Source organism: Pseudomonas onubensis (assembly GCF_965653655.1).
In the GTDB taxonomy this organism is placed as follows: domain Bacteria; phylum Pseudomonadota; class Gammaproteobacteria; order Pseudomonadales; family Pseudomonadaceae; genus Aquipseudomonas.
Window position 1 is genome coordinate 1 of record NZ_CBFHAZ010000053.1, and the last position, 24,806, is coordinate 24,806.

Annotated in this window: 21 protein-coding genes; 9 read left to right on the forward strand and 12 right to left on the reverse strand. The window is 61.6% G+C overall.

Annotated features, from left to right (window positions below; all coding sequences use genetic code 11):
• The first annotated feature begins 333 nt into the window (after positions 1-333).
• On the forward strand, positions 334-1,644 hold the full coding sequence (locus ACTD9P_RS17620; protein WP_065930390.1) for an MFS transporter: 1,311 nt from the start codon (positions 334-336) through the stop codon (positions 1,642-1,644).
• Positions 1,645-1,731: 87 nt separating this feature from the next.
• Here the strand turns inward: ACTD9P_RS17620 and purT are convergent, their stop codons facing one another.
• The 5 genes from purT to ACTD9P_RS17645 all read right to left on the reverse strand — a co-directional run bounded on the left by purT (position 1,732) and on the right by ACTD9P_RS17645 (position 5,029).
• Positions 1,732-2,913 (reverse strand): formate-dependent phosphoribosylglycinamide formyltransferase, encoded by a 1,182-nt coding sequence (gene purT, locus ACTD9P_RS17625; RefSeq protein WP_138813972.1) that lies wholly within the window; start codon positions 2,911-2,913, stop codon positions 1,732-1,734.
• Between the two features lie 69 nt (positions 2,914-2,982).
• Complete coding sequence (locus tag ACTD9P_RS17630) at positions 2,983-3,450, reverse strand: preQ0 transporter (RefSeq protein ID WP_438868696.1); 468 nt, start codon at positions 3,448-3,450, stop codon at positions 2,983-2,985.
• A 204-nt stretch (positions 3,451-3,654) separates the two neighbouring features.
• Positions 3,655-3,870, reverse strand: a complete 216-nt coding sequence (locus ACTD9P_RS17635) for a DUF1289 domain-containing protein (protein ID WP_138449462.1) — start codon at positions 3,868-3,870, stop codon at positions 3,655-3,657.
• Positions 3,867-4,391: a gamma carbonic anhydrase family protein gene (locus ACTD9P_RS17640; RefSeq protein WP_438868697.1), complete on the reverse strand. Its 525-nt coding sequence runs from the start codon at positions 4,389-4,391 to the stop codon at positions 3,867-3,869. Before ACTD9P_RS17640 ends, ACTD9P_RS17635 begins: the two co-directional genes overlap by 4 nt.
• 35 nt (positions 4,392-4,426) lie before the next feature.
• Complete coding sequence (locus tag ACTD9P_RS17645; RefSeq protein WP_438868698.1) at positions 4,427-5,029, reverse strand: CoA pyrophosphatase; 603 nt, start codon at positions 5,027-5,029, stop codon at positions 4,427-4,429.
• Positions 5,030-5,175: 146 nt separating this feature from the next.
• Here ACTD9P_RS17645 and ACTD9P_RS17650 point away from each other — a divergent pair, with 146 nt between their 5' ends.
• The 7 genes from ACTD9P_RS17650 (at position 5,176) to nagE (ending at position 13,671) form a co-directional block, all read left to right on the forward strand.
• Positions 5,176-5,724: an NUDIX hydrolase gene (locus ACTD9P_RS17650; protein ID WP_438868699.1), complete on the forward strand. Its 549-nt coding sequence runs from the start codon at positions 5,176-5,178 to the stop codon at positions 5,722-5,724.
• Between the two features lie 39 nt (positions 5,725-5,763).
• On the forward strand, positions 5,764-6,267 hold the full coding sequence (locus ACTD9P_RS17655) for a L,D-transpeptidase family protein (RefSeq protein WP_438868700.1): 504 nt from the start codon (positions 5,764-5,766) through the stop codon (positions 6,265-6,267).
• Between the two features lie 261 nt (positions 6,268-6,528).
• The gene (locus tag ACTD9P_RS17660) at positions 6,529-7,287 is read left to right on the forward strand and encodes a GntR family transcriptional regulator (RefSeq protein WP_138813967.1); all 759 of its coding nucleotides are present in this window, start codon (positions 6,529-6,531) and stop codon (positions 7,285-7,287) included.
• Positions 7,288-7,297: 10 nt separating this feature from the next.
• Positions 7,298-8,404, forward strand: coding sequence for an N-acetylglucosamine-6-phosphate deacetylase (gene nagA / locus ACTD9P_RS17665; protein ID WP_438868701.1), 1,107 nt, complete (start codon positions 7,298-7,300; stop codon positions 8,402-8,404).
• Positions 8,397-9,407: an SIS domain-containing protein gene (locus ACTD9P_RS17670; protein WP_438868721.1), complete on the forward strand. Its 1,011-nt coding sequence runs from the start codon at positions 8,397-8,399 to the stop codon at positions 9,405-9,407. The genes nagA and ACTD9P_RS17670 overlap by 8 nt, the downstream gene beginning before the upstream one ends.
• A gap of 29 nt (positions 9,408-9,436) precedes the next feature.
• Entirely contained in the window at positions 9,437-11,947 is a 2,511-nt protein-coding gene (ptsP, locus tag ACTD9P_RS17675) for a phosphoenolpyruvate--protein phosphotransferase (protein ID WP_438868702.1), read from the forward strand.
• Between the two features lie 26 nt (positions 11,948-11,973).
• Positions 11,974-13,671: an N-acetylglucosamine-specific PTS transporter subunit IIBC gene (nagE, locus tag ACTD9P_RS17680; RefSeq protein WP_438868703.1), complete on the forward strand. Its 1,698-nt coding sequence runs from the start codon at positions 11,974-11,976 to the stop codon at positions 13,669-13,671.
• 152 nt (positions 13,672-13,823) lie between these two features.
• Here nagE and ACTD9P_RS17685 read toward each other — a convergent pair whose 3' ends face one another.
• The 5 genes from ACTD9P_RS17685 to purL form a co-directional block, all read right to left on the reverse strand.
• Positions 13,824-14,084, reverse strand: a complete 261-nt coding sequence (locus tag ACTD9P_RS17685) for a DUF6124 family protein (protein WP_438868722.1) — start codon at positions 14,082-14,084, stop codon at positions 13,824-13,826.
• A gap of 236 nt (positions 14,085-14,320) precedes the next feature.
• Positions 14,321-14,773 (reverse strand): hypothetical protein, encoded by a 453-nt coding sequence (locus ACTD9P_RS17690; protein WP_069551691.1) that lies wholly within the window; start codon positions 14,771-14,773, stop codon positions 14,321-14,323.
• Positions 14,757-15,395: a DUF6036 family nucleotidyltransferase gene (locus ACTD9P_RS17695; protein WP_438868704.1), complete on the reverse strand. Its 639-nt coding sequence runs from the start codon at positions 15,393-15,395 to the stop codon at positions 14,757-14,759. The genes ACTD9P_RS17690 and ACTD9P_RS17695 overlap by 17 nt, the downstream gene beginning before the upstream one ends.
• A 300-nt stretch (positions 15,396-15,695) precedes the next feature.
• A complete protein-coding gene (locus ACTD9P_RS17700; protein WP_438868705.1) occupies positions 15,696-16,007 on the reverse strand; it encodes a YqfO family protein in 312 nt (103 codons plus the stop codon).
• A gap of 4 nt (positions 16,008-16,011) precedes the next feature.
• Complete coding sequence (gene purL, locus ACTD9P_RS17705; RefSeq protein WP_438868706.1) at positions 16,012-19,908, reverse strand: phosphoribosylformylglycinamidine synthase; 3,897 nt, start codon at positions 19,906-19,908, stop codon at positions 16,012-16,014.
• Positions 19,909-20,195: 287 nt separating this feature from the next.
• Between purL and mltF the strand changes: the two genes are divergently transcribed.
• Positions 20,196-21,656, forward strand: a complete 1,461-nt coding sequence (gene mltF / locus ACTD9P_RS17710) for a membrane-bound lytic murein transglycosylase MltF (protein ID WP_017139703.1) — start codon at positions 20,196-20,198, stop codon at positions 21,654-21,656.
• 151 nt (positions 21,657-21,807) lie between these two features.
• Here mltF and ACTD9P_RS17715 read toward each other — a convergent pair whose 3' ends face one another.
• Together ACTD9P_RS17715 and ptsP (ACTD9P_RS17720) are read right to left on the reverse strand one after the other, a co-directional pair.
• Positions 21,808-22,086: a PTS sugar transporter subunit IIB gene (locus ACTD9P_RS17715; RefSeq protein ID WP_438868707.1), complete on the reverse strand. Its 279-nt coding sequence runs from the start codon at positions 22,084-22,086 to the stop codon at positions 21,808-21,810.
• Positions 22,087-22,088: 2 nt separating this feature from the next.
• On the reverse strand, positions 22,089-24,620 hold the full coding sequence (gene ptsP, locus ACTD9P_RS17720; protein ID WP_438868708.1) for a phosphoenolpyruvate--protein phosphotransferase: 2,532 nt from the start codon (positions 24,618-24,620) through the stop codon (positions 22,089-22,091).
• Positions 24,621-24,806: the final 186 nt, after the last annotated feature.

Here is a 24,806-nt window from a genome sequence, read left to right on the forward strand (position 1 = left end):
GGCTTGCTCGCGAATGCGGTGTCTCAGTGCCCCATCTTTAACTGACCCACCGCTTTCGCGAGCAAGCCCGCTCCCACAGTTGATCTGCAGCGTTTGATAGATCGTGAGTGAGCCCCTTGTTGGATCCGCAAACCCCTTCCTATAATCGGCTCGGCTTACCCAAGCCCCGCCCGACCGCGTGCTACCCGCACTCAGCGCGTCCTGGCAGCGCTTTACCGTGTCTGACCGGAGTTTGCTCCCATCCCGAGCCGCCCCGCTTACAACCCTGATCCATGGGTGTTCGACCAATAAAAATCCGCGTAAAAACGCGCAATGACCGCCAGGGATACCTCAATGAGCACCACCTACAACGAGGCCGCCACCGCCGCCCCGCTCAACTCGACCGCACGGGTCGCCACGGCGAGCATCGTCGGCACCGCCATCGAGTTCTACGATTTCTATATCTACGCCACCGCTGCGGCACTGGTGATTGGCCCGGTGTTCTTCCCGCAGACCTCCGGCACCGCGCAGATGCTGGCGTCGTTCCTGACCTTCGGTATCGCCTTTATTGCCCGCCCGCTGGGTTCGGCACTGTTCGGCCACTTTGGCGACCGCATCGGGCGCAAATCCACGCTGGTGGCCTCGCTGCTGCTGATGGGCGTGTGTACCACGCTGATCGGCTTGCTGCCGGGCTATGACAGCATCGGTGCCTGGGCGCCGATCCTGCTGTGTGTGCTGCGCTTCGGCCAGGGCCTGGGCCTTGGCGGCGAATGGGGCGGCGCGGCGTTGCTGGCCACCGAAAACGCACCCAAGGGCAAGCGCGCCTGGTTTGGCATGTTCCCGCAACTGGGCCCATCGATCGGCTTTTTGGCGGCCAACGGCCTGTTCCTGATCCTGGCCATGAGCCTCAACGACGAGCAGTTCCGCAGCTGGGGCTGGCGCATCCCGTTCATCCTCAGCGCAGCGCTGGTGATGGTCGGCCTGTATGCGCGGCTTAAGCTGCATGAAACCCCGGTATTCGCCAACGCCGTGGCCAAAGAGGCGCCGGTGAAAGTGCCGTTGGTAGAGCTGTTCAGCCAGCATTGGCTGCCGGTACTGCTGGGCGCCGCCTCAATGGTGGTGTGCTATGCGCTGTTTTACATCACTACCGCATTTTCACTGAGCTACGGGGTTTCGACCCTGGGCTACAGCCGTGAGATGTTCCTCGGCTTGCTGTGCTTTGCGGTGCTGTTCATGGGCCTGGCCACGCCGCTGGCCGCCTTGGCCAGCGATCGTTACGGGCGCAAGCCGGTGCTGATCGTCGGCGCGGTGCTGGCGATTTTGTCGGGTTTCACCATGGAGCCCTTGCTGACCCACGGTTCAACCTGGGCCGTGGCGCTGTTCCTGGCGCTGGAGCTGTTCCTGATGGGCATCACGTTTGCCCCGATGGGCGCCATGCTGCCGGAGCTGTTCCCAACCCGCGTGCGTTATACCGGTGCTTCGGCGGCGTATAACCTCGGTGGGATTGTCGGCGCATCGGCCGCACCGTTTTTCGCAACCAAGCTGGTGGCGATGGGTGGGCTGAGTTATGTCGGCGGGTATGTGTCGGCGGCAGCGTTGCTCAGCTTGATTGCTGTGCTGTGCCTGAAAGAGACGCGGGATAATGATTTGAACAAGGTCGCCTGAAAGACCGCTTTCGCGAGCAAGCCCGCTCCCACATGGAAATGCATTCCAAATGTGGGAGCGGGCTTGCTCGCGAAGGGCGCGACTCGGTTACAGCTCTACAACAACAGCCTTGGAAGCACGGGTCGCTTTAGCCCGAGCCGCTTCAATCGACTCATCCCGCGCCAACGCCACGCCCATGCGGCGCTGGCCATTCACTTGCGGCTTGCCAAACAAACGCAGCGCCGTGTCCGGCTCGCTCAAGGCCGCGCCAAGATTGGCGAACGCCGTCTGAGTCGACTGCCCTTCCACCAGAATTACCGCTGAAGCCGAAGGCCCGAACTGGCGAATCAACGGAATCGGCAGGCCCAGGATGGCGCGCGCGTGCAGCGCGAACTGCGACAGGTCCTGAGAAATCAGGGTCACCAGACCGGTGTCATGCGGGCGCGGCGACACTTCGCTGAACCACACCTGATCGCCCTTGATGAACAACTCCACGCCAAACAGGCCACGGCCACCCAACGCCTCAGTCACGGCTTTGGCAACGCGCTCGGATTCGGCCAGGGCAATCGGGCTCATGGCTTGCGGCTGCCAGGATTCCTGATAGTCGCCCTTCTCCTGACGGTGGCCGACTGGCGCGCAGAAGGTGGTGCCGCCGATGTGGCGCACGGTCAGCAGGGTGATTTCGTAGTCGAAGTCGATAAAACCTTCGATGATCACGCGGCCTTTGCCGGCACGCCCGCCTTCCTGGGCGTAATCCCAGGCTTTTTGAACATCGTCGGTGCTGCGCAGCAGGCTCTGGCCCTTGCCCGACGAACTCATCACCGGCTTGACCACACACGGGAAGCCCAGGTCTTGCACGGCCTTGCTGTAGTCTTCGAAGGTGTCGGCGAAGTGGTACGGAGAGGTCGGCAGGTCCAGCTCTTCGGCGGCCAGGCGACGGATGCCTTCGCGGTTCATGGTCAGCGAGGTAGCACGCGCGGTCGGGATCACGGTGAAGCCTTCGGCTTCCAGTTCCACCAGCGTTGCAGTGGCGATGGCTTCGATTTCCGGCACGATGAAGTGCGGCTTTTCGGCCTCGATCACGGCACGCAGGGCGGCGCCGTCGAGCATGTTGATCACGTGGCTACGGTGCGCCACCTGCATGGCCGGCGCGTTGGCGTAGCGATCCACGGCAATCACTTCAACGCCCAGGCGTTGCAGTTCGATTACCACTTCCTTGCCCAGCTCACCGCAGCCACACAGCAAAACGCGGGTCGCGGTTGGCGACAATGGAGTTCCGATTCGGGTCATCTCAGGTCCTCAGGGGAGCGGATCATGGGGAGAAAGGCCGGCATTTTACATGAACTGTAAAAATTGGCCTCAGTTGACGACAGCTCGTTTGCGCATGCGCCAGGCCATGATCAGCCACACCACCGTGACCCCGGCAAATTTCGACACCAGCGCGGTGCCGGCCACTGCCGGGGTGAGCGCGCCGATCAAACCGAAGAAGATAAAGGTATCGAGGGGAATGCTCAGCGCCGAACTTATCCACAGGCGGTCATGCAGCGGGCGCTTGGTGATGCTGAACACCAGCCAGTCGATGCACTCGGACACCACAAACGCCGTGGCGCTGGCCAGGGCGATGGAGGGGTCGGAAGTGATATACGACAGCACCAGCGCCGCCAGCATGGCGATGATCGCGCCATGGCCGAAACGGGTTTGCACCATGTCGCGCAGGATAAAAACCAGGCCACCCCAGGCGGACCAGATCACATCCAGGTGCGGGGCGGTGGAGAAAGCGAAGTTGATCAGCACGACGCTGCTGATGTAGGCGATCAGGAAGAGCATGGGGGATGGACCTATGGGTAATGCCGCACAGGTTAATGCACAAACAATCACTGTGGCGAGGGAGCTTGCTCCCGCTGGGGCGCGAAGCGGCCCTTATACAGGTGATTGCGGCGTACCTGAAGAAATGCAGTCGCCTGATGTGGGGCTGCTTCGCAGCCCAGCGGGAGCAAGCTCCCTCGCCACAAAAAGAAGCATTCCAACGGTTCAGGCGCCAGATTTGCCGGGCATCATCCACACCAACCCACTCGCCATCGCCCGTTCATGGCACAACCCCAACACCACCCGGCGTTCGGCGTTATCCATGCGGCTCCAGCGCGTAATTTCATCCACCGTACGCTGGCAGCCGGTACAAATGTCGTCATCGTCCAGCGCACAAATGCTCACGCAGGGCGAGGCGACGGGGCGTTCAACCGGGTTCATTGTTCCTGCTCAAACAGGTCACGCGCATAGCGCTGCGCGTTATGCACATAGTGCGCGGCGCTGGCTTCGAGCATGCGCTTCTGCGACTCGGTCAGCTCACGTACCACCTTGCCTGGCGAACCCATCACCAGCGAGCCATCGGGGATTTCCTTGCCTTCGCCAATCAGCGAATTGGCGCCGATGATGCAATGTTTACCGATCCTGGCGCCGTTGAGGATCACCGCGTTGATGCCGATCAGGCTGAAGTCGTCGACGGTGCAGCCGTGCAACATGGCGTTATGGCCAATAGTCACGCCGGTGCCCAGGGTCAGCGGGTAGCCCATGTCGGTGTGCATCACGCTGCCGTCCTGCACATTGCTGTTCTTGCCGATCAGGATCAGTTCGTTGTCGCCACGCAACACCGCGTTGAACCAGACGTTGGCGCCCTCTTCCAGCTTGACCTTGCCGACCAGCGTGGCATTCGGTGCCACCCAGCTTTGTGGATGCGTCTCGACGCGGGCGTCGCCCAGGCGGTATTTCATGGTTTGTCCTCACGGCTGGCCATTCAAGCGATGGCTTAGATATTGATAAAGCTTTTAGGCGGCTGGTGCAGGCTGATCCTGGCGTCGTCATAGAGCAGGTTAATCAGCTCCACGATCATGATTGCCGTCAGCCCCCAGATCTTGTATTCGCCAAATCGGTAGCTGGGCACATACCAACTGCGGCCCTGGTAATCAATGCGGTGGGTGTGTTCGCGTGGGTCCTGGCGGAAAAACTCCAGCGGTACGCTGAACACGGCGGCGATCTCGGCATCGTTGGCCAGGTATTCGACGTAATCGGGGATCACACCGACATAGGGCGTTACACGAATACCATGCAGGGAAATCAGCGGGCTTAACGGGCCGATCACTTCCACCAGACCGGGCGGCAGGCCGATTTCTTCTTGGGCTTCGCGCAGCGCAGTGAAGATCAGGTCCGGGTCTTCGGGGTCACGTCGCCCGCCGGGAAACGCCACTTCGCCGCCGTGGGTCGACAGGCCGCTGGCGCGCAGGGTCAGGATCAGCTCGGGTTCGTCGCTGCGGGTAATCGGCACCAACACCGCGGCCTCGGGGAAACGCCCGTCAGTTTCCAAGGTGTGGGGTGTGTGATTGCTTACCCGGCGAAGTAGCTCGTCCAGCATGAGTCATCTCGATCTGTTGGCTACCTTGCATCATGCACCAAAGCTGGCAGGCGCCCAACCCCAAAACCACCGGCGTGTCGCTAAACGACAACTTGCAGCGCCCTGCCCGCCACGCCAAGATAGACGTACTTTCCAGGAACCCCAGCATGAATTTCTGCAGCCAGTGCGGTAAACCGGTTACCCAACGTATTCCCGAAGGCGACGGCCGCCTGCGCTACGTGTGTGATCACTGCTCAACCATTCACTACCAGAACCCCAATATCGTTGCCGGCACCGTGCCGGTGTGGGGCGACAAAGTGCTGCTGTGCCGCCGCGCCATCGAACCGCGCCTGGGTTACTGGACCCTGCCCGCAGGCTTTATGGAAAACGGCGAAACCGTGGAGCAGGCCGCTGCCCGCGAAACCCTCGAAGAAGCCTGCGCCCGCGTGCGCAACTTGAACATCTACACCCTGATCGATGTGCCGCACATCAGCCAGGTGCATATCTTCTACCGCGCCGAGCTGGTCGACCTGGACTTCGCCGCAGGCCCCGAAAGCCTTGAAGTGAAGCTGTTTGATGAAGCCGACATCCCTTGGTCCGAGCTGGCTTTCCGCACGGTCGGGCGTACCTTAGAATGCTTCTTCGCTGACCGCAGGCAACAGCTGTTCCCGGTGCGCAGCGAGTCGGTGCCGCCGATGACGCGGCCAGCCAAATAACAATTCCAGGCAGCACCTTCTACAAGGGAAACCGTTTTAATGCGTTGGTTGCTCGCTCTGATCTGCCTGTCGTTCGCTAGCCTTTCCTGGGCCTCCACTCTGGAAACCCTCGGTGGCAAACCGGTCGAGAAAATCCTGGTGCTCAAGTCCGCCCATCAGTTGCAACTGATCAACGACGGCAAACCGCTGAAAACCTATCGCATCTCGCTCGGTAAAAACCCCAAGGGTACCAAAGTGATGGAAGGCGACCGTCGCACGCCAGAGGGCTTCTACTGGATCGACTGGCGCAAGACCAGCGACCGCTTCAACCTGGCCATGCACATCTCCTACCCCAATATCAGTGACTCGGCCCGCGCGCGCCGCGAAGGCGTGAAACCCGGCAGCATGATCATGATCCACGGCACCCCCGACACCGAGGAATACCCGGAACAGTGGTTTCACACCCTGGACTGGACCGACGGTTGCATCGGCATGCGCAACGTGGACATGCGCGAAGTCTGGAACCTGGTCAAAGACGGCACCATGATCGAGATTCGTCCGTAATCGCGTACCGCTTGTAAAATAATTCAAAAATAATTCCAGCCCAAGACAGCGCCTGCCGGTGAATACCAGTTCACTGCGCGGGCTGCGCAATTCTGCGCGCACTAAAGACCTCTCTAATACCACTTGATACCAGGCACCATTACTGCGCGTTAAAACAGGCGCCGGCACTGTTTTGGCTGCATTGACATGGTATTTAAGTGGTATTAATTTCCGCTCAATACCGGGCGACAACATTCCAATAACGCATCGGAAACCTGACAGATGAATCCCATACTGGCGCTGCGCCCCGACGACAAACAGTCCACGCCGCTGTACCTGCAATTGGCCCGCAAGCTCGAAGCGGCGATCCATGCTGGCGAGTGGAAATCCGAGCAGGCCTTGCCGTCGGAACGGGTCCTTAGTGAGCAACTGAGTATTTCCCGGGTCACCGCGCGTAAAGCCCTGGAAGTGCTGTTTGCCCAAGGCTTGATTCGCCGCAGCCAGGGTTCCGGGACCTTTATCACCCCGCGTCTGGAACAGCCGCTGTCGCGCCTGTCGGGGTTCAGCGAGATGTTGCGCCTCAAGGGCTTTGTGCCCACGTCCCAGTGGCTGGAGCGCGACATCACCCCGCCGACCCACGAAGAACTGATCCGCCTGGCGCTGTCGCCGACCGACAAAGTGGCGCGGCTCAAACGCCTGCGTAAAGCCGATGACACCGTAATGGCGATTGAAATGACCGCCATGCCCGCCTCGGTGCTGCCAAACCCGCAAGCCATCGGCAATTCGCTGTACGAATACCTGGAGAGCATCGGCAAACCGGTGGTACGCGCGCTGCAACATATCCAGGCGATCAATGCCTCCGATGAGTTTGCCAAGTTGGTGGGCATCGCCCCCGGCACCGCCATGCTGCTGATGACCCGAGTCGGCTACACCGCCGACAACACCCCGATTGAAATCACCGACACCTACTGCCGCAACGACTACTACGACTTCGTCGCAGAGCTGCGCCGCAATGACTACTCCGCTGAACTGCGAGTTTAGAGAACTGCCCATGTCCGAAGACAACATCCTCACGCCCCACGGCTGGATTCGCGGTCGCCTGGTGCACGAACACGGCAAGGTGGTCGCTATCGACGGCACGCCGTGCGACCCGGCTGACAATGACCTGCCCTACCTGCTGCCGGGCTTTATCGACCTGCATGTGCACGGCGGTGGCGGCAAAGACATCATGGAAGGCACCGACGCTTTCGAAACGATTACCCGCACCCACGTGCGCTTTGGCACGACCTCGCTGCTGGCCACCACCATGACGGCACCGGTGGATGAAATCTCCCGCGTGCTCGGCGAGCTCGGCACGTTCTGCGAACAGCGTCCTACAGGCAGCGCCCGGGTTCTCGGCGTGCACCTGGAAGGCCCCTACATCAATCCGGGAAAACTCGGTGCGCAGCCCAATTTCGCCCACACCGCGTTGATGGCAGAAGTGGAAGCCTACCTGCGCCTGGCGCCGATCCGGGTGATCACCATTGCCCCGGAAATCGCCGGCCACGATGCCTTGATTCGCGCCCTCAGCGAACGCGGCGTGCGCATGCAGATCGGCCACACCCTGGGCAGCTACGAAGAAGGCGTCGCCGCCCTCGCCGCCGGGGCCACCAGCTTCACGCATTTGTATAACGCCATGAGCCCGCTGCATCACCGCGAGCCGGGCATTGTTGGCGCCGCGTTGGCCCACGCCCAGTACGCCGAATTGATCCCGGATTTGCTGCACGTGCACCCCGGCGCCATGCGCGTGGCGCTGCGCTCGATCCCGTGCCTGTATTGCGTCACCGATTCCACCGCCGCCGCCGGCATGCCCGACGGCGAGTACAAGCTGGGCAGCCACACCGTGACCAAATGCCTGGGCGGCGTGCGCCTGGCCGACGGCACCCTGGCCGGCAGCACCCTGACCATGGATCAGGCGCTGCGCAACCTGGTGAAAATCGGCCTGCCGATCAGCGAAGCCTCACAACGCCTGTCGCAATTTCCTGCGGACTACCTGGGCCTGGAAGAACGCGGGCGCCTGCAACCCGGCAGCTTTGCCGACTGCGTGCGCCTGGACCGCTCCCTGACACTCACCGACGTAATGGTCGAAGGAGAAACCATTGACTTCAAAAATGCTTGAAGAGGCCCTGGCCTCCTGTGACGCCGTCGAGGCCCAACTGCAGCGCCTCAACCCGATGCTGGAGGAAGTGGCCGGGCGCCTGCGCCGTCAACCGCCGCAAGTGGCAATGACCATCGCCCGTGGCAGTTCGGACCACGCCGCCAGCTACTTCGCCTACCTGGCCATGCAGCATGTGGGCATACCGGTGGCGTCGTTGCCGATGTCGGTGGTGACCTTGCTGCAAGCACCGTTGAAGGTCAGCGGCCAAGTGGCGTTCGGTTTCTCCCAGTCTGGGCAAAGCCCGGATTTGGTCAACAGCCTGCGCCTGCTGCGTAAACGCGGGGCCTTGAGCATTTCGATGGTCAACGCCGAAGACTCACCGCTGGAAGCCGCGTGTGAATTCCATGTGCCACTGTGCGCAGGGCCGGAGCAGAGTGTCGCCGCGACCAAAAGCTTTATCGCCACCTTAAGCGCCAGCGCGCAGTTGATCGGCCACTGGAACCAGGACCTGTTGCTGCTGCAAGCCTGCCAGGCCTTGCCCGACGGTTTGCGCGAAGCCGCCACCCAGGATTGGACGCCCGCCATCGAAGCCCTGCGCAGCAGCCAACGCCTGATTGTGATAGGCCGTGGCGCCGGTTTTGCCATCGCCCAGGAAGCTGCGCTCAAGCTCAAGGAAACCTCGGCGATCCAGGCCGAAGCCTTCAGCAGCGCCGAAGTGCGCCACGGGCCGATGGCCTTGATCGATGAGAACTACCCATTGCTGGTGTTCGCCCCACGCGGCGCCGAGCAGGCCGGCCTGCTGAGCCTGGCCGCCGATATGCGTCAACGCGGCGCCCGCGTCTTGCTGGCCGCGCCGGACGATATCGTTGAGCGCGACCTGACCCTGAGCCGCGCCGAACACCCGAGCCTGGACCCGATCCTGGCGATCCAAAGCTTCTACGTGATGGCCGCAGGCCTGGCGGAGGCCCGCGGCATGGACCCGGACCAGCCGCGCCACCTGAGCAAAGTTACCCGCACTCACTGAGTCGCGTTTTCCTGATGAGTACCGTGCCCATGTCCTACAACAATAATGAATTGACCCTAAGCGCCCCACTCAGTGGCCCGGTGCTGAGCCTGGGCAACGTTCCCGATGAAGTGTTCGCCAGTGGCGCCATGGGCGACGGTATTGCCATCGACCCGTTGAATGACTGCCTGCACGCGCCGTGTGATGGCGTGATCATCCACGTCGCACGCACTGGGCATGCACTGACGATTCGTGCCGACAACGGCGCCGAAGTGTTGATGCACGTAGGCATCGACACCGTGGAATTGAACGGCGAAGGCTTTGCCCTGCTGGTCAAGGATGGCGCACGGGTGAGTCAGGGCCAGGCGCTGGTGCAGTTTGATCTGGACCGCATTGCGCGCCAGTGCAAAAGCCTGGTCAGCCTGATCATCCTGACCAATGGCGAGGGTTTTGAGCTACGGCCGGTGGCAGGAAAAACCGTCAAGGTGGGTGAGCCGTTGCTGCACATTGCTGCGCGTTCGGCAGCGCCGTTGCAGACGGCTGTGGATAACTCGGTCACCGAAGTGCGCGCCAGCGTGCGCATTACCCACCGTGGCGGTTTGCATGCCCGCCCCGCCGCACTGGTGCGCAAGACCGCGCAAGGGTTCAGCAGCCATGCGGAGCTGCACTTCGCCGGTAAGTCGGCGCCGTGCGACAGCCTGATTGGCTTGATGGGGTTGGGCATTGGTGAAGGTGATGAAGTGCGCATCACCTGTCGCGGCAAGGATTGCGAGGCGGCGTTGCAGGCACTGGTGGCCGCACTCTCGATTGCTGTGAATGAAGAACACCACGCGCCGGTAGCCGTGACACCGCGTCGGGCGAATACCGAGGCCGGTGTGTTGCAAGGCGTGTGCGCCGCGCCCGGTCTGGTCTGTGGGCCGCTGTTTCGCCTCACCGGCATCGAACTGCCGCAGGACACGGGCAAGCATGTCGCCGACGAACAACTGCAGCGCCTGGACACCGCGTTGGAGCAAGTGCGCGGCGAAATCCGCAGTACTTTGGAACATGCACGCCAACGCAAAAACATCGAAGAAGAAGACATCTTCGCCGCCCACCTTGCGCTGTTGGAAGACCCCACGCTGCTGGACGCCGCCACCGGTGCCATCGAGCAAGGCAGCGCCGCCACCCACGCCTGGCGCGATGCGATCCAGGCGCAATGCGCGGTGTTGCTGGCCTTGGGCAAACCGCTATTTGCCGAGCGTGCCAACGACCTGCGCGACCTGCAACAACGGGTGCTGCGTGCGCTGTTGGGCGAAACCTGGCACTTCGAATTGCCCGCCGGTTCGATTGTCAGCGCCCATGAACTGACCCCCTCCGACCTGCTGCAACTGAGCGCACAAAATGCCGTGGGCATTTGCATGGCCGAAGGCGGCGCTACCTCCCACGTCGCGATTCTGGCCCGCGGTAAAGGCTTGCCCTGTGTGGTCGCGCTGGGCGCCGAAGTGCTCGACGTGCCCCAAGGCCAACGCGTGGTGCTGGACGCGGCCAACGGTCGCCTGGAACTGGCGCCCAGCGACGCGCGCCACGCCGAAGTGCACCAGATTCGCGATGCGCAGAAACTGCGCCGTCAACAACAACAGGCCCAAGCCCAGCAAGCGGCGCACACCCGCGATGGCGTGAGCATTGAAGTGGCGGCCAACGTTGCCTCCAGTGCCGAGGCCCAAGTGGCGTTTGAAAACGGCGCCGATGGCGTGGGCTTGCTGCGTACCGAATTCCTGTTTGTCGACCGTCGCACCGCGCCGGATGAGCAAGAGCAGCGCCAGGCCTACCAGGCCGTGCTGGATGCCATGGGCGACAAGTCGGTGATCATCCGCACCATCGACGTAGGCGGCGACAAACAACTCGACTACCTGCCGTTGCCGGTTGAGGCCAACCCGGTGCTGGGCCTGCGCGGCATTCGCCTGGCCCAGGTGCGCCCGGACGTGCTCGACCAGCAACTGCGCGCGCTGCTGCAAGTGTCGCCGCTGGCGCGTTGCCGTATCCTGCTGCCGATGGTCAGCGAGGTGGATGAATTGCTGCAGATCCGCCAGCGCCTGGATGAACTGTGTGCCGAGCTGGAACTGACCCAGCGCCCGGAACTGGGCGTGATGATCGAAGTGCCCGCCGCTGCGCTGATGGCCGAGCAACTTGCGCGGCATGCAGACTTTTTATCCATCGGCACCAATGACCTGTCCCAGTACACCCTGGCCATGGACCGCGACCACGCGGGCCTCGCCGCACGGGTGGATGCCTTGCACCCGGCGCTGCTGCGCTTGATCGCGCAAACCTGCGCCGGCGCCGCCAAGCATGGGCGTTGGGTGGGTGTGTGCGGCGCCCTGGCGTCCGACCCGCTGGCCACGCCGGTGCTGGTGGGCCTGGGTGTGAGTGAGCTGTCGGTCAGCCCGCCGCAAATCGGAGAAATCAAGGACCGCGTCCGCCACCTGGACGCGGCGCAATGCCGGCAATTGAGCCAAGGCCTGCTCGACCTGAGCAGCGCCAAGGCCGTTCGCCAAGCCTGTCAACACCACTGGCCGCTGAGCTGAAAACAACAAGAATAGGGAGACACGCCATGTACCAACATTTTATCGAAGGCTTGCAACGCCTTGGCCGCGCACTGATGCTGCCGATCGCGATTCTGCCGATCGCCGGCCTGTTGCTGCGCCTGGGCGACACCGACCTTTTGAACATTGCGGTGATGCACGATGCCGGGCAGGCAATCTTCGCCAACTTGGCGCTGATCTTCGCCATCGGTATCGCCGTGGGTTTTGCCCGCGACAATAACGGCACGGCGGGTTTGGCCGGGGCGATTGGTTACCTGGTGATGATCTCCACGCTCAAGGTGATGGACACCACCATCAACATGGGCATGCTCGCCGGTATCGCCAGCGGCTTGATGGCCGGTGGGCTGTATAACCGCTTCAAGGACATCAAGCTGCCGGAGTATTTGGCCTTCTTCGGTGGGCGACGGTTTGTGCCGATTGTCACCGGGTTTTCGGCGGTCGCTCTAGGGGTGATCTTTGGCTTGATCTGGCCGCCGATCCAGCACGGCATCAACAGTTTTGGCGTGCTGCTGATGGAAAGCGGTAGCTTTGGCGCATTCGTGTTTGGCGTGTTCAACCGCCTGCTGATCGTCACCGGCCTGCACCATATCCTCAACAACATGGCGTGGTTTGTATTCGGCAGTTTTACCGACCCGACCACCGGCGCCATCGTCACCGGCGACCTGACCCGTTATTTTGCCGGCGACCCGAAAGGCGGCCAGTTCATGACCGGCATGTTCCCGGTGATGCTGTTCGGCCTGCCCGCCGCGTGCCTGGCGATGTACCGCAATGCACTGCCGGAACGGCGCAAGGTCATGGGCGGGATTTTCCTGTCGATGGCGCTGACTTCGTTTTTGACCGGTGTGACTGAGCCGATTGAATTTGCGTTCATGTTCCTCGCGCCATTTTTATACCTGATCCACGCGGTGCTCACCGGCCTGTCGATGGCCGTGACCAACATGTTGAATATCCACCTGGGCTTTACCTTCTCCGGTGGCTTTATCGACATGGTGCTCGGTTGGGGCAAGTCCACCAACGGCTGGCTGGTGTTCCCGGTGGGGTTGGCTTACGCGGTGATCTACTACAGCGTGTTCAACTACTGCATTCGCCGGTTCAATCTGAAAACGCCGGGGCGCGAAGATATTCAAGTGGTGCAGGCTGAGGTGATGACCGATAACCAGCGGGCCACGGCTTATATCCAGGCGCTGGGTGGTGCGGCGAATCTGTTGAGCGTGGGTGCGTGCACTACACGTCTGCGCCTGGACATGGTTGATCGCAACAAAGCGGTGGATGCCGAGTTGAAAGCGCTGGGCGCCATGGCCGTGGTTCGGCCGGGTAACGGCGGGAGTTTGCAGGTGGTGGTGGGGCCGATGGCCGACAGCATTGCCGATGAGATTCGCCTGGCGATGCCATCGTTTGTTGCCGGTGCGCCAGTGGCCGCCCAGCCTGTGGATAAACCGATTGCAGTGAATGTGCAGGAAGCCGAGAAGTGGCTGAGTGCCTTGGGTGGCCGCGCGAATGTGCGCCAGCTGGAAGCCGTGGCGATGACCCGGTTGCGGGTGGAGTTGGGCGATGATTCGGTGCTGTCTGAAGCGGACCTGACTGCGCTGGGTTGCCAGGGTGTGAGCCAGCTGGACAGCGGGGTTTGGCATTTGTTGATCGGTGACAAGGCCACTGGATTGGGTGAGGCACTGGAGCGGTTGGTTACCCGCCCAATCAACGCCTGACCACCACTGTGGCGAGGGAGCTTGCTCCCGCTGGGCTGCGTAGCAGCCCCTTGCCCAGCCTACACATTCTTTCAGAAAGAACTCTGTGGCAGGTTTTGGGGGCGCTTCGCACCCCAGCGGGAGCAAGCTCCCTCGCCACAGAGTGGGTGTCTTCAGTTGCTGATGGGGATTTCTTGTAGATCCAACACCCTATCCACCATCAACTGAATACCTTCCAGCATCCGATGAATCCCCAGCACCGCATCACGCTGCGGGCCGTCGATATCAAAAGCCAAGTTGCCCGCCAGTGCTTGAAGTGATGCCAGGTCTTGGGAGGCATTGGCGAGCAGGGTTTCGCTGTTCAGGTTGGGGAGTACGGAGAAGATTTGATCGGTTGGTTGATCGCCTGCTAGGTGGGACGCAGCTTTAGGCATGGTTAAATCAGGTCGTAAGTGGTCGCTGATCATCGTAAAACTCCATACAGAAATAGGCTCCTACAGAAATTTCAGGCTTGCAGTCCCGGTCGCCACATTGGCGGCGACCCGAGAAGACTAGTGCCGTCAGTTCCGAGGGACAACCTGAAAGCCCTGTGGGAAATCTCCGAGACTTGAAGACATCGCAGACAATAAAAAACCCGGTCCAAGCCGGGTTCTTTTTTCGCAATCTACACCTAAGCAGATGCCGCACGCTGCTCGGCTTCGTAATGGCGAGTCTGGAAAGGCATCAGCGCTTGAGCCTTCAACCCCAGCCCCTCACTCAGCCCCCAAGACACTGCCAGTTCATCACGACGGCTGCGCAGCGCAACAGCGCCTTGTGGTTGCACGTTTTGCTTGGCTGCAGAAGCCGAAAACAATTCAAGCGCCTTTAACGCTTCCATTACCCGGGAATCCGTCGCGCATGAAAAGCGCGTGAAGCGCTCAAGCAAGTAACCTGCGCGGCGAAGCTCCACCTCACTGGAATGTGCCTTCAGAAAAGCCCTCACCTCGCCCACAAGGTTCGCGTCCGAGTACCAAACCGCTTTTGCTGCACAGACAAGCGCCGCATCATCAGCCTGATTCAAAGGGCTTTTGACCAGCGTATCCAAGGCGGATGAGAGGACGGGCGCGTTAAAAGGCTTCGTCAACTTCAGTCTCCAGGTAGTCGTGCAGAATATTGTTCAGAATGGTTCTAGGTGATTCTTTGTTGCCAACATACATATCAATCGCCTGCAATGCCAATCGACGGAGCTCAGTGGTAAGGATGAAGCCTGCCCTGAGCAACGCCATGATGTCGCTTACATCCTGATCCGTAGCCCTGCCCAATTTGGAGATCGCAATATCGATAGGCGCAGCTATGTGCAGATGCAGTGCAGACTCGTGAGGAAATTCCTCGAGGGGAATACTTCGTTCCCAGTAGTCTTCGTGAAGCGGGCCAAATGCAGTGTTGTATTGAAGATCGTAGTTCAGCTCCATGATGCGGCCGGAATGCTCATCGAAAAATGCTTCTGGAAACTCCGCCAGCAATGTCCTTAGACGCAATGTGTCTCGAGTATTGGCGCAGTAAATCTCTGCATCCACATCAGTGGAAACTCGATGGTGCGTATACAAATGGACGGCACAGCCACCAAAGACAATAACCTTTACCGCGCCGGGCTTGGCGCCCTCAACCATCAACTCCACCTCGATGGACTTGAACATTGAAATCAAAGCCTGGCCCAGTGGCGTACTCGTATTGAGGCGAGGAGCGACGGTATCTGGAAAATCCATTGTTAATCTCAAACCGGTGCAGCATTGCCGAACGGGTCTTGAGTTCAAATCCCGATCACTGATTGGTCAGTGACCAAGCAAGGCTATTGAGCCGGGTTCCTAGGGACAACCTGAAAAGCCTGTGGGAAAGATCTGAGGCGCCTGTCCCGACGCCATCGCAGGCAAGCCAGCTCCCACAGTTTGAGCTGTGAACACCTTCAAAATGTGGGAGCTGGCTTGCCTGCGATTGGCCCTTACAAACAACAAAAAACCCGCTGACCAAACTGGCCCAGCGGGTTTCTCGTTTCTGCAATCCGCGAATCAAAAATCCGCCAACTGCCACACTTCATAAGCCGGTGTTTCGTACGGATGGCTCAGTTTCAACGCAGCCACAACAGCCACGATCAATTCATCGGCCACCACCAGCTCAACCTTCCACTCTTCAACCACTTCAACCTGGCCCGCCTGCCCGATAAACGGCTGGCTGCCGTCCAACGCGCGGAATTGGCCCTGGCCCAGCACTTGCCAGGCGCAGCTGTCGTAGTCGCCGATGCGCCCGCCACCGGCTGCGAAGACGGCGGTTTTCACCGTCTCCACATGGCTGGCGGGTACAAAGAAGGCGAGCTTGTACACCTCCTTAGTTCACCCACACACGGGCGTTGCGGAACATGCGCATCCAGGCGCCGTCTTCGTTCCACTCTTCCGGGCGCCACGAGTTCTGCACGGCGCGGAATACACGCTCCGGGTGCGGCATCATGATGGTCACGCGGCCGTCGCGGCTGGTAAGGCCGGTGATCCCGCGCGGCGAGCCGTTCGGGTTGGCCGGGTAGCTTTCGGTGACTTTGCCGTGGTTGTCGACGAAACGCATCGCCACGCAACCGGACAGATCGGCTTCGAGCAAGGCTTCTTCGCTGGAGAATTCCGCATGGCCTTCACCGTGGGCGATGGCGATTGGCATGCGTGAACCGGCCATGCCTTGCAGGAAGATCGAGTTGGATTCCTGCACCTGCACCATGGCAACACGGGCTTCGAACTGCTCGGAACGGTTGCGCACAAAGTGCGGCCAGAACTCGCTGCCCGGGATCAGTTCGCTGAGGTTGGACATCATCTGGCAACCGTTGCACACACCCAGGGTGAAGCTGTCGTTGCGCTCGAAGAAGCCCTGGAACGCATCGCGGGCACGGCTGTTGAACAGGGCCGATTTGGCCCAGCCTTCACCGGCACCCAGCACGTCACCGTAGGAGAAACCGCCGCAAGCGACCAGGCCTTTGAACTCGTTGAGGTCAACACGACCGGCGAGGATATCGCTCATGTGCACGTCGATCGCATTAAAGCCGGCGCGGTCGAACGCGGCCGCCATTTCCACCTGGCCGTTGACGCCCTGCTCACGCAGTACGGCAACTTGTGGGCGAATGCCTTTCTTGATGTAAGGCGCGGCAATGTCCTGGTTGACGTCGAAGCTGAGCTTGGTGCTCAGGCCCGGGTTGTCTTCTTCCAGGATCACGTCGAATTCCTGCTCGGCGCAGTCGGCGTTATCACGCAGGCGTTGGATCTGGTAGCTGGTCTCGGCCCACTGGCGTTGCAGCAGACGGCGCTGGCCGGCAAACACGGTATCGCCATTGAAGGAGATATTGATTTCACCATTGTTGATCGGCTGGCCGATGACGGCTACGCAGTCGTCCAGGCCAGCGGCGCTGAATTGGGCGAGCACGTCCGGGGTGGCGTCCTGGCGAACCTGGATCACGGCGCCCAACTCTTCGTTGAACAGGATGCCGTTGATTTCGGCAGCATCCTCGGCAACGCTGTCGAGCACAATGTTCAGGCCGCAGTGACCGGCAAACGCCATCTCGACAACGCTGGTCAGCAAACCGCCGTCGGAACGGTCGTGGTAAGCCAGCAGGTGGCCGTCGGCGTTCAGGCCCTGGATCACGGCGAAGAAGGCTTTGAGGTCTTCGGCGTCATCCACGTCCGGCGCGTGCTTGCCGAGTTTGCCGTGGGTTTGCGCGAGGATCGAGGCGCCCATGCGGTTCTGGCCACGGCCCAGGTCGATCAGGATCAGATCGGTGGTGCCCTTGTCCATGCGCAGTTGCGGGGTCAGGGTCTGGCGGATGTCGGTGACCGGGGCAAAACCGGTCACGATCAGCGACAGCGGCGAGGTGACGCTCTTGTCGGTGCCGTCTTCGTTCCAACGGGTGGCCATGGACATGGAGTCCTTGCCCACCGGAATGGTGATACCCAGTTCCGGGCACAGCTCCATGCCGACAGCCTTGACGGTGTCGTACAGGCGCGCATCTTCACCCGGGTGGCCGGCGGCGGACATCCAGTTGGCCGACAGCTTAATGTCAGACAGCTTGCCAATGCGCGAAGCGGCGATGTTGGTGAGGGTTTCACCAATGGCCATGCGGCCCGACGCCGGGGCGTCCAGCAGGGCCAGCGGCGTACGCTCGCCCATGGCCATGGCTTCACCGGTGTACACGTCGAAGCTGGTGGCAGTGACGGCAACGTCGGCCACCGGAACCTGCCATGGGCCAACCATTTGGTCACGGGCAACCAGGCCGGTGATGGTGCGGTCGCCGATGGTGATCAGGAAGCTTTTGCTCGCCACGGCTGGGTGGTGCAGCACGCGCTCGATGCTGTCAGTCAGTTCCAGCGTGCTTGGGTCGAAGTCATCGCCCAGCTCGGTTTCGCGCACGGCGGAGCGGTGCATACGCGGGGCTTTGCCCAGCAGCACTTCCAGTGGCATGTCGACCGGGCTGTTGCCGAAATGGCTGTCGGTGACCGTCAGCTGCGGTTCGGCAGTGGCCTCGCCGACCACGGCAAACGGGCAACGCTCACGTTCGCAGATGGCCTGGAAGCGCGGGAAGTCTTCAGGGCCAACGGCCAGTACGTAGCGTTCCTGGGATTCGTTACTCCAGATTTCGTGCGGGGCCATGCCCGGCTCGTCGTTTGGAATGTTGCGCAGTTCGAAACGGCCACCACGGTCGCCATCGTTGACCAGTTCCGGGAAGGCGTTGGACAAACCGCCGGCGCCGACGTCGTGGATGAAGCTGATCGGGTTCTTGTCACCCAGCTGCCAGCAACGGTCGATGACTTCCTGGCAGCGGCGTTCCATTTCTGGGTTTTCGCGCTGTACCGAAGCGAAGTCCAGGTCTGCCGAGCTGGTGCCGGTGGCCATGGAGGAAGCTGCGCCGCCGCCCAGGCCGATCAACATCGCCGGGCCGCCGAGTACGATCAGCTTGGAGCCGACCAGAATCTCGCCTTTCTTGACGTGTTCTTCGCGGATGTTGCCCATGCCGCCAGCCAACATGATTGGCTTGTGGTAGCCGCGCACTTCATCGCCACGCGGGGTGGTGATGGATTGTTCAAACGTACGGAAGTAGCCGGTAAGTGCCGGGCGCCCGAATTCGTTGTTGAACGCGGCGCCGCCGAGCGGGCCTTCGATCATGATGTCGAGCGCGGTAACGATGCGCTCAGGCTTGCCGTATGGCACTTCCCACGGTTGTTCAAACCCTGGGATCTGCAGGTTGGACACAGTGAAACCGGTGAGGCCAGCCTTGGGCTTGGCGCCACGGCCGGTGGCGCCTTCGTCACGGATTTCGCCGCCCGAACCTGTGGCTGCGCCCGGGAACGGGGCAATCGCGGTCGGGTGGTTATGGGTCTCAACCTTCATAAGGATGTGCACCGGTTCCTGCACCGCGCCGTACTGGCGGGTTTCAGGGTCCGGGAAGAAACGGCCGGCAACGGAGCCGACGATCACCGAGGCGTTGTCCTTATAAGCCGACAGAACGCCTTCGCTGTGCATCACGTAGGTGTTCTTGATCATGCCGAACAGGCTTTTTTCCTGGCTTTCGCCGTCGATGTCCCAACTGGCATTGAAGATTTTGTGACGGCAATGCTCGGAGTTGGCCTGCGCAAACATCATCAGCTCGATGTCATGCGGGTTGCGCTTCAAGCCATTGAAGGCGTCGACCAGGTAGTCGATCTCGTCTTCGGCGAGCGCCAGGCCCAGTTCGGTGTTGGCCTTCTCGAGAGCGGCGCGGCCACCGCCGAGCACGTCAATCGCGGTGAGCGGCTTGGGCTCGGCGTGGCTGAACAGGCCGGCAGCCTGTTCCAGCTGGCTGACGATGATCTGGGTCATGCGGTCGTGCAGGCTGCTGGCGATCAGCTCGGCTTCGGCGTCGCTGAACTGGCCAGCCACGTAGAAGGCGATGCCACGCTCAAGGCGCTGGATGCTCGACAGGCCGCAGTTACGGGCGATGTCGCTGGCCTTGCTCGACCAGGGCGAGATGGTGCCGAACCGCGGCAGAACCAGGAACAAGCGGCCGGTCGGCTCTTGAACGGGAACGCTGGGGCCGTACTTCAGAAGGCGTGCGAGCACTTGCTGTTCGTCGGCGGTCAAGACGCCGGTTACGTCGGCGAAGTGAGCAAATTCAGCATACAAGCCTGTAACAGCTGGAACCTTTTGGCTCAGTTGCTCAAGGAGTTTGCTGTGGCGAAAGGCAGAAAGGGCAGGAGCGCCGCGCAGGATCAACATCTTCGGGACAGCCTCGGGAAGGGGGTGTGCTTTGAGGCCGTGCATTCTAGCGTAAACCTGCGCCAACGGCACCCGAAACGGCACGGCTGGCCGCTGCCGAACGTCAGTTGGCAGGGATTGCACGCTTTCGGGGCGAAATCCTGGAGTTGGCGCGCAGTTATTTTAACCGTCACAAACCCTCGCCAACCCACGTTTCTGCGGGCTGCAGCCCGGTTTTGCGGGTGCTAGCAGACAAGTCTGCTGCTGTCGAGATATGGCGCCGAGGGTCGTTTGCGTATACTGCGCAGATGTTCTCCCCTACTGCTTTACGCCCGCGATGCGCCAAATGGCTGATCGCAACCGGACTCTTCCTGATGCTCAGCGCCTGTGTTGATAAGCCCAGCACGCTCGAGCGAATCAAGGAGGATGGCGTATTGCGGGTGATTACCCGGAACAGCCCGGCCACGTATTTCCAGGACCGCAACGGTGAAACCGGTTTCGAGTACGAACTGGTCAAGCGCTTTGCCGATGACCTGGGCGTGAAGCTGGAAATCGAGACTGCCGATAACCTCGATGATCTGTTTGGCCAGCTGGGCAAACCCAACGGTCCGGTTCTGGCGGCCGCCGGGTTGGTCAGCAGCGAGCAGCGCGCCCAGCAGGTGCGTTTCTCCCATCCATACCTGGAAGTCACGCCGCAGATCATCTACCGCAACGGCCAATCGCGCCCGACCGGCCCGGCAGACCTGGTGGGCAAGAAGATCATGGTGCTCAAGGGCAGCACCCACGCCGAGCAATTGGCGGCGCTTAAAAAGCAGAACCCGGCGATTGAATACGAAGAGTCCGACGCCGTTGAGGTTGTGGACCTGCTGCGCATGGTGGACGAGGGCCAGATCGACCTGACCCTGGTGGACTCCAACGAAGTCGCGATGAACCAGGTGTATTTCCCCAACGTGCGCGTGGCCTTCGACCTCGGCAATGCCAGCAACCAGAGCTGGGCCGTGGCGCCGGGGGAAGACAACAGCCTGCTCAACGAGATCAACAGCTACCTGGACAAGGTCGAGAAAAACGGCACCCTGCAGCGGCTTAAAGACCGTTATTACGGGCATGTCGATGTTCTCGGCTATGTGGGCGCCTACACCTTCGCCCAGCATTTGCAGCAGCGCCTGCCCAAGTACGAGAAACACTTTCGCGCCTACGCCAAGGAAGAGAAGGTCGACTGGCGCCTACTGGCGGCCATCGGCTATCAGGAATCGCTGTGGCAACCGGCCGTCACCTCCAAGACCGGCGTGCGCGGCCTGATGATGTTGACCCAGAACACCGCGCAAGCGATGGGTGTGTCCAACCGCCTGGATGCCAAGCAAAGCATCATGGGCGGTGCCAAGTACCTGGCCAAGATCAAGGATGAGCTGGACGACAGCATTGCCGAGCCGGACCGCACCTGGTTCGCCCTCGCCGCCTATAACGTCGGCACCGGCCATCTGGAAGACGCGCGCACGCTGGCCAAGAAAGACGGCCTGAACCCGAACAAGTGGCTGGACGTGAAGAAGATGCTGCCACGTCTGTCGCAGAAGCAGTGGTACAGCAAGACCCGCTACGGCTATGCCCGCGGTGGTGAACCGGTGCACTTTGTCGCGAACATCCGGCGGTATTACGACATTCTCACCTGGGTGACCCAGCCGCAGTTGGAAGGCAACCAAGTGGTGGAAGGCAACTTGCACGTGCCGGGTATCGACAAGACCAAGCCGCCGGAAGATAACCCGCAGTTGTAAACCCAACCTCCCAAACACCCTAAGACTCCTGTGGGAGCGGGCTTGCTCGCGAATGCGCTGGGTCAGGCTATACATCTGTCACTGATACACCGCTTTCGCGAGCAAGTCGAATCGTCGCACCGCCGCTCCCACATTTCGATCTGCACTTGGCTTACAGGCCGGTGAGCAGATGCACGACCCCGCCCGTCAACACCATCACACCCGGTACACCCGCCGCCTTCAGCGCCTGCGCATCCAACCGTCCCGCATCCTGCAACTGCACCCGCACCCGCGTCAGCGCCACGCGCTGTTGCGACTTGAGGTTATCCACACCGCCCAATGCGCTCAGCACCTCGGTCGACAACAGGCCCTGCGCAGGCGCCACCACGGATTCGGCAATCAAATCCGGGGTCAGGGCTTTCCAGAACGCCCTTTGCAATTTCTCGAACATGCTCAGTGCTCCACGACAGGTGAGGTTTCAACGGTGGCCGCGTGGTACAGGCGCAGGGCCTCGCGGACTTGGGCGGCTTCTTCCAGGCCGAGCACCTGGCGGGCGATGATCTGGCAGTCGGCCAGGTCCAGCTCGCGCACGGTGGCTTTGATGGTCGGGATCAGCGGTACGCTGACCGACAGTTCATCCACCCCCAGCCCGATCAACACCGGCACCGCCAGTGCTTCAGACGCCAACGCGCCGCACACGCCGACCCACTTGCCATGGGCATGGGCGGCCTTGACGGTGGTGGCAATCAGGCGCAGCACCGACGGGTGAAAGCTGTCGGCCTGGCTGGCCAGTCGCGGGTGGTCGCGGTCCATGGCCAGGGTGTATTGGGTAAGATCATTGGTGCCGATGGAGAAGAAATCCACGTGCGGCGCAAACACATCCGCCATCAAGGCCGCAGACGGCACCTCGATCATGATGCCCAGCTTTGGCAGCTCGGTCAGGCCCAGTGCCAGCGCTTCCTCTGTAAGGATCTTGCGCGCCAGGTGCAGCTCCGACAGCAGGCTGACCATCGGCAGCATGATATGCAGCCGTGCAAAGCCGGCACTCGCCAGGATCGCGCGGAACTGCTCGCGCAGCAATTCAGGGCGTTCCAGGCACAGGCGAATACCGCGCAGGCCTAGGAAAGGGTTGGTCTCACGCTCCATTGGCACATAGGCCAAGGGTTTGTCGCCGCCCACATCCAAGGTGCGCACCACCAGATTGCGTTCGCTACCCAAGGCTCGAGCGATGGCGCTGTAGGTGCCGGCTTGCTCCTCTGGGCTGGGCGCGCGATTGCGGTCCAGGTAGAGGAACTCCGAACGCAACAGGCCGACGCCTTCACCGCCCAGGGCCAGGGCTTGTTCGACCTCCTGCAACGAGGCGACATTGGCCGTGACTTCGACGTGATGGCCATCGCGCGTGATGCCGGGCAAGGCGGCTTGCGCCACTTCACGTTCACGTCGCAGTATGTGTTGCTTGCGCGTAGCGGCCAGTTGCTCGACAGCCGCCAGGTCGGGCTCCAGGTGCAGTTCGCCTTTGTCGGCATCGAGCAGCACCTGCTTGCCGTTGGCCAGCGCCAGCGCCTGTGCCGGTACACCACACAGCGAGGGCAAACCAAGGGCGCGCGCCAGGATCGCCACATGGCTGGTGGCGCCGCCGCCAACGGTGACGAACCCCAGCACTTTGCGCGTATCCAGGCCTGCGGTTTGCGAGGGCGTCAGCTGCTCGGCAATCACGATCGCACGATCCGGCAATTCCCAGGCGCTGTCCTCAATACCAAGGATCAACTTCAGCACACGCTGGCCAACATCGGCCAAATCCGCTGCGCGCTCAGCCAGCAACGCACTGCCCAGGCCGAGAAACAGCTTGGCGGTCGCGGCCGTGGCGCTGTTCCAGGCAAAGGCAGCGCTCTTGCCTTCGGTGAGCAGGCGGTGGGCTTGCTCTAACAGGGTCGGGTCTTCAAGCAGTTCCTGATGGGCACGGAAGATCTCCGCCTGGGCGCTGCCAACCGCTTTGTCTTGCAACACTTGCAGCGCTTCGGTGGCGGCCAGTAAGGCGCGGGTCAGCGCGGCGTGTTCAACGGATTCACCCGCACCCTGTTCCTCGATGTGCAACTCGGGTTCCGCCACTTGGAACACCTGGCCAAACGCGGAGCCGGGCGAGGCACACACGCCGCGCAACAAGGCCGCCGATGACTCGGGGGCTGGTGTTTCAGCCGGCGCAACAGACTCGTCGACCGTCTCCCCACAGCCTTGCGCCAGCAGGGTTACCAACGCCTTGATGGCCGCATCGGCATCCTCTCCCGCCGCACTCACTTGCAAGGTATCGCCCTGCACGGTTTGCAGCGCCATGATCGCCACCAATGACTTGGCGTTGGCGCTCTGGGTTTGTTTGTGCAGGTAAATGCTGGCGTTGAAACCTTTGGCCGTCTGGGCCAGCACGGCGGCCGGGCGGGCGTGCAAACCGTTGGCATTGGGCAGCGTCAGCGGCTTGGAGAACAGTGCATCGCCCTCCTCCTCGCCCAGGGCGTCAGTGGCCTCGCCGGGTGAGACTCGCACAAGAGGCTCGCCCACTTCCACCGCGCCGCTGCCCGGTGTCAGCAACACAAACGGCTCGCCGCTGACCACCAACATCAAGGTCAGCAAGCTGCGCGCATGGAGCGCCACGTAGTCGGCATCGAACTCGATCAACGGCTGCCCGACTTCGACGCGCTGACCTTCCTCGACCAAGCGGGTGAAGCCCTTGCCTGCCAGGTGAACCGTGTCCAGGCCGATATGCATCAGCACCTGCACGCCGTTGTCAGCAGTGACGCTGACCGCATGCCCGGTGTCCTGGATATTGCTGATCACCCCGGCCAATGGCGCGCACAGGGTCTGCGAGGTGGGATCGATGCACAGGCCGTCGCCGATCATGCGGCTGGCAAACACCGGGTCAGGTACCTGGTCCAGCGCCAGCAGCACCCCGGACAAGGGCGCCAGCAGTTCCAGGGGTTGAGTTGTGGTCATGACTTCACCTGCTGTTTTGTTCTGTAAAAATCATAGGGCGAACGACGGTCCAGTGTGGGAGCTGGCTTGCTGTGGCGAGGGAGCTTGCTCCCGTTGACCGCGCAGCAGTCTCCGACTCTTGGGGGCGCTTCGCACCCCAGCGCAAGCAAGCTTGCTCGCCACAAAAGCCCGCTCCCACATTTGGGT

What these genes read in the sequence shown, in the direction of transcription:
- ACTD9P_RS17620 (WP_065930390.1), top strand. Translation starts at nt 334, where the DNA reads ATGAGCACCACCTACAACGAGGCCGCCACCGCCGCCCCGCTCAACTCG.
- purT (WP_138813972.1), bottom strand. Translation starts at nt 2,913, where the DNA reads ATGACCCGAATCGGAACTCCATTGTCGCCAACCGCGACCCGCGTTTTG.
- ACTD9P_RS17630 (WP_438868696.1), bottom strand. Translation starts at nt 3,450, where the DNA reads ATGCTCTTCCTGATCGCCTACATCAGCAGCGTCGTGCTGATCAACTTC.
- ACTD9P_RS17635 (WP_138449462.1), bottom strand. Translation starts at nt 3,870, where the DNA reads ATGAACCCGGTTGAACGCCCCGTCGCCTCGCCCTGCGTGAGCATTTGT.
- ACTD9P_RS17640 (WP_438868697.1), bottom strand. Translation starts at nt 4,391, where the DNA reads ATGAAATACCGCCTGGGCGACGCCCGCGTCGAGACGCATCCACAAAGC.
- ACTD9P_RS17645 (WP_438868698.1), bottom strand. Translation starts at nt 5,029, where the DNA reads ATGCTGGACGAGCTACTTCGCCGGGTAAGCAATCACACACCCCACACC.
- ACTD9P_RS17650 (WP_438868699.1), top strand. Translation starts at nt 5,176, where the DNA reads ATGAATTTCTGCAGCCAGTGCGGTAAACCGGTTACCCAACGTATTCCC.
- ACTD9P_RS17655 (WP_438868700.1), top strand. Translation starts at nt 5,764, where the DNA reads ATGCGTTGGTTGCTCGCTCTGATCTGCCTGTCGTTCGCTAGCCTTTCC.
- ACTD9P_RS17660 (WP_138813967.1), top strand. Translation starts at nt 6,529, where the DNA reads ATGAATCCCATACTGGCGCTGCGCCCCGACGACAAACAGTCCACGCCG.
- nagA (WP_438868701.1), top strand. Translation starts at nt 7,298, where the DNA reads ATGTCCGAAGACAACATCCTCACGCCCCACGGCTGGATTCGCGGTCGC.
- ACTD9P_RS17670 (WP_438868721.1), top strand. Translation starts at nt 8,397, where the DNA reads ATGCTTGAAGAGGCCCTGGCCTCCTGTGACGCCGTCGAGGCCCAACTG.
- ptsP (WP_438868702.1), top strand. Translation starts at nt 9,437, where the DNA reads ATGTCCTACAACAATAATGAATTGACCCTAAGCGCCCCACTCAGTGGC.
- nagE (WP_438868703.1), top strand. Translation starts at nt 11,974, where the DNA reads ATGTACCAACATTTTATCGAAGGCTTGCAACGCCTTGGCCGCGCACTG.
- ACTD9P_RS17685 (WP_438868722.1), bottom strand. Translation starts at nt 14,084, where the DNA reads ATGCCTAAAGCTGCGTCCCACCTAGCAGGCGATCAACCAACCGATCAA.
- ACTD9P_RS17695 (WP_438868704.1), bottom strand. Translation starts at nt 15,395, where the DNA reads ATGGATTTTCCAGATACCGTCGCTCCTCGCCTCAATACGAGTACGCCA.
- purL (WP_438868706.1), bottom strand. Translation starts at nt 19,908, where the DNA reads ATGTTGATCCTGCGCGGCGCTCCTGCCCTTTCTGCCTTTCGCCACAGC.
- mltF (WP_017139703.1), top strand. Translation starts at nt 20,196, where the DNA reads ATGTTCTCCCCTACTGCTTTACGCCCGCGATGCGCCAAATGGCTGATC.
- ACTD9P_RS17715 (WP_438868707.1), bottom strand. Translation starts at nt 22,086, where the DNA reads ATGTTCGAGAAATTGCAAAGGGCGTTCTGGAAAGCCCTGACCCCGGAT.
- ptsP (WP_438868708.1), bottom strand. Translation starts at nt 24,620, where the DNA reads ATGACCACAACTCAACCCCTGGAACTGCTGGCGCCCTTGTCCGGGGTG.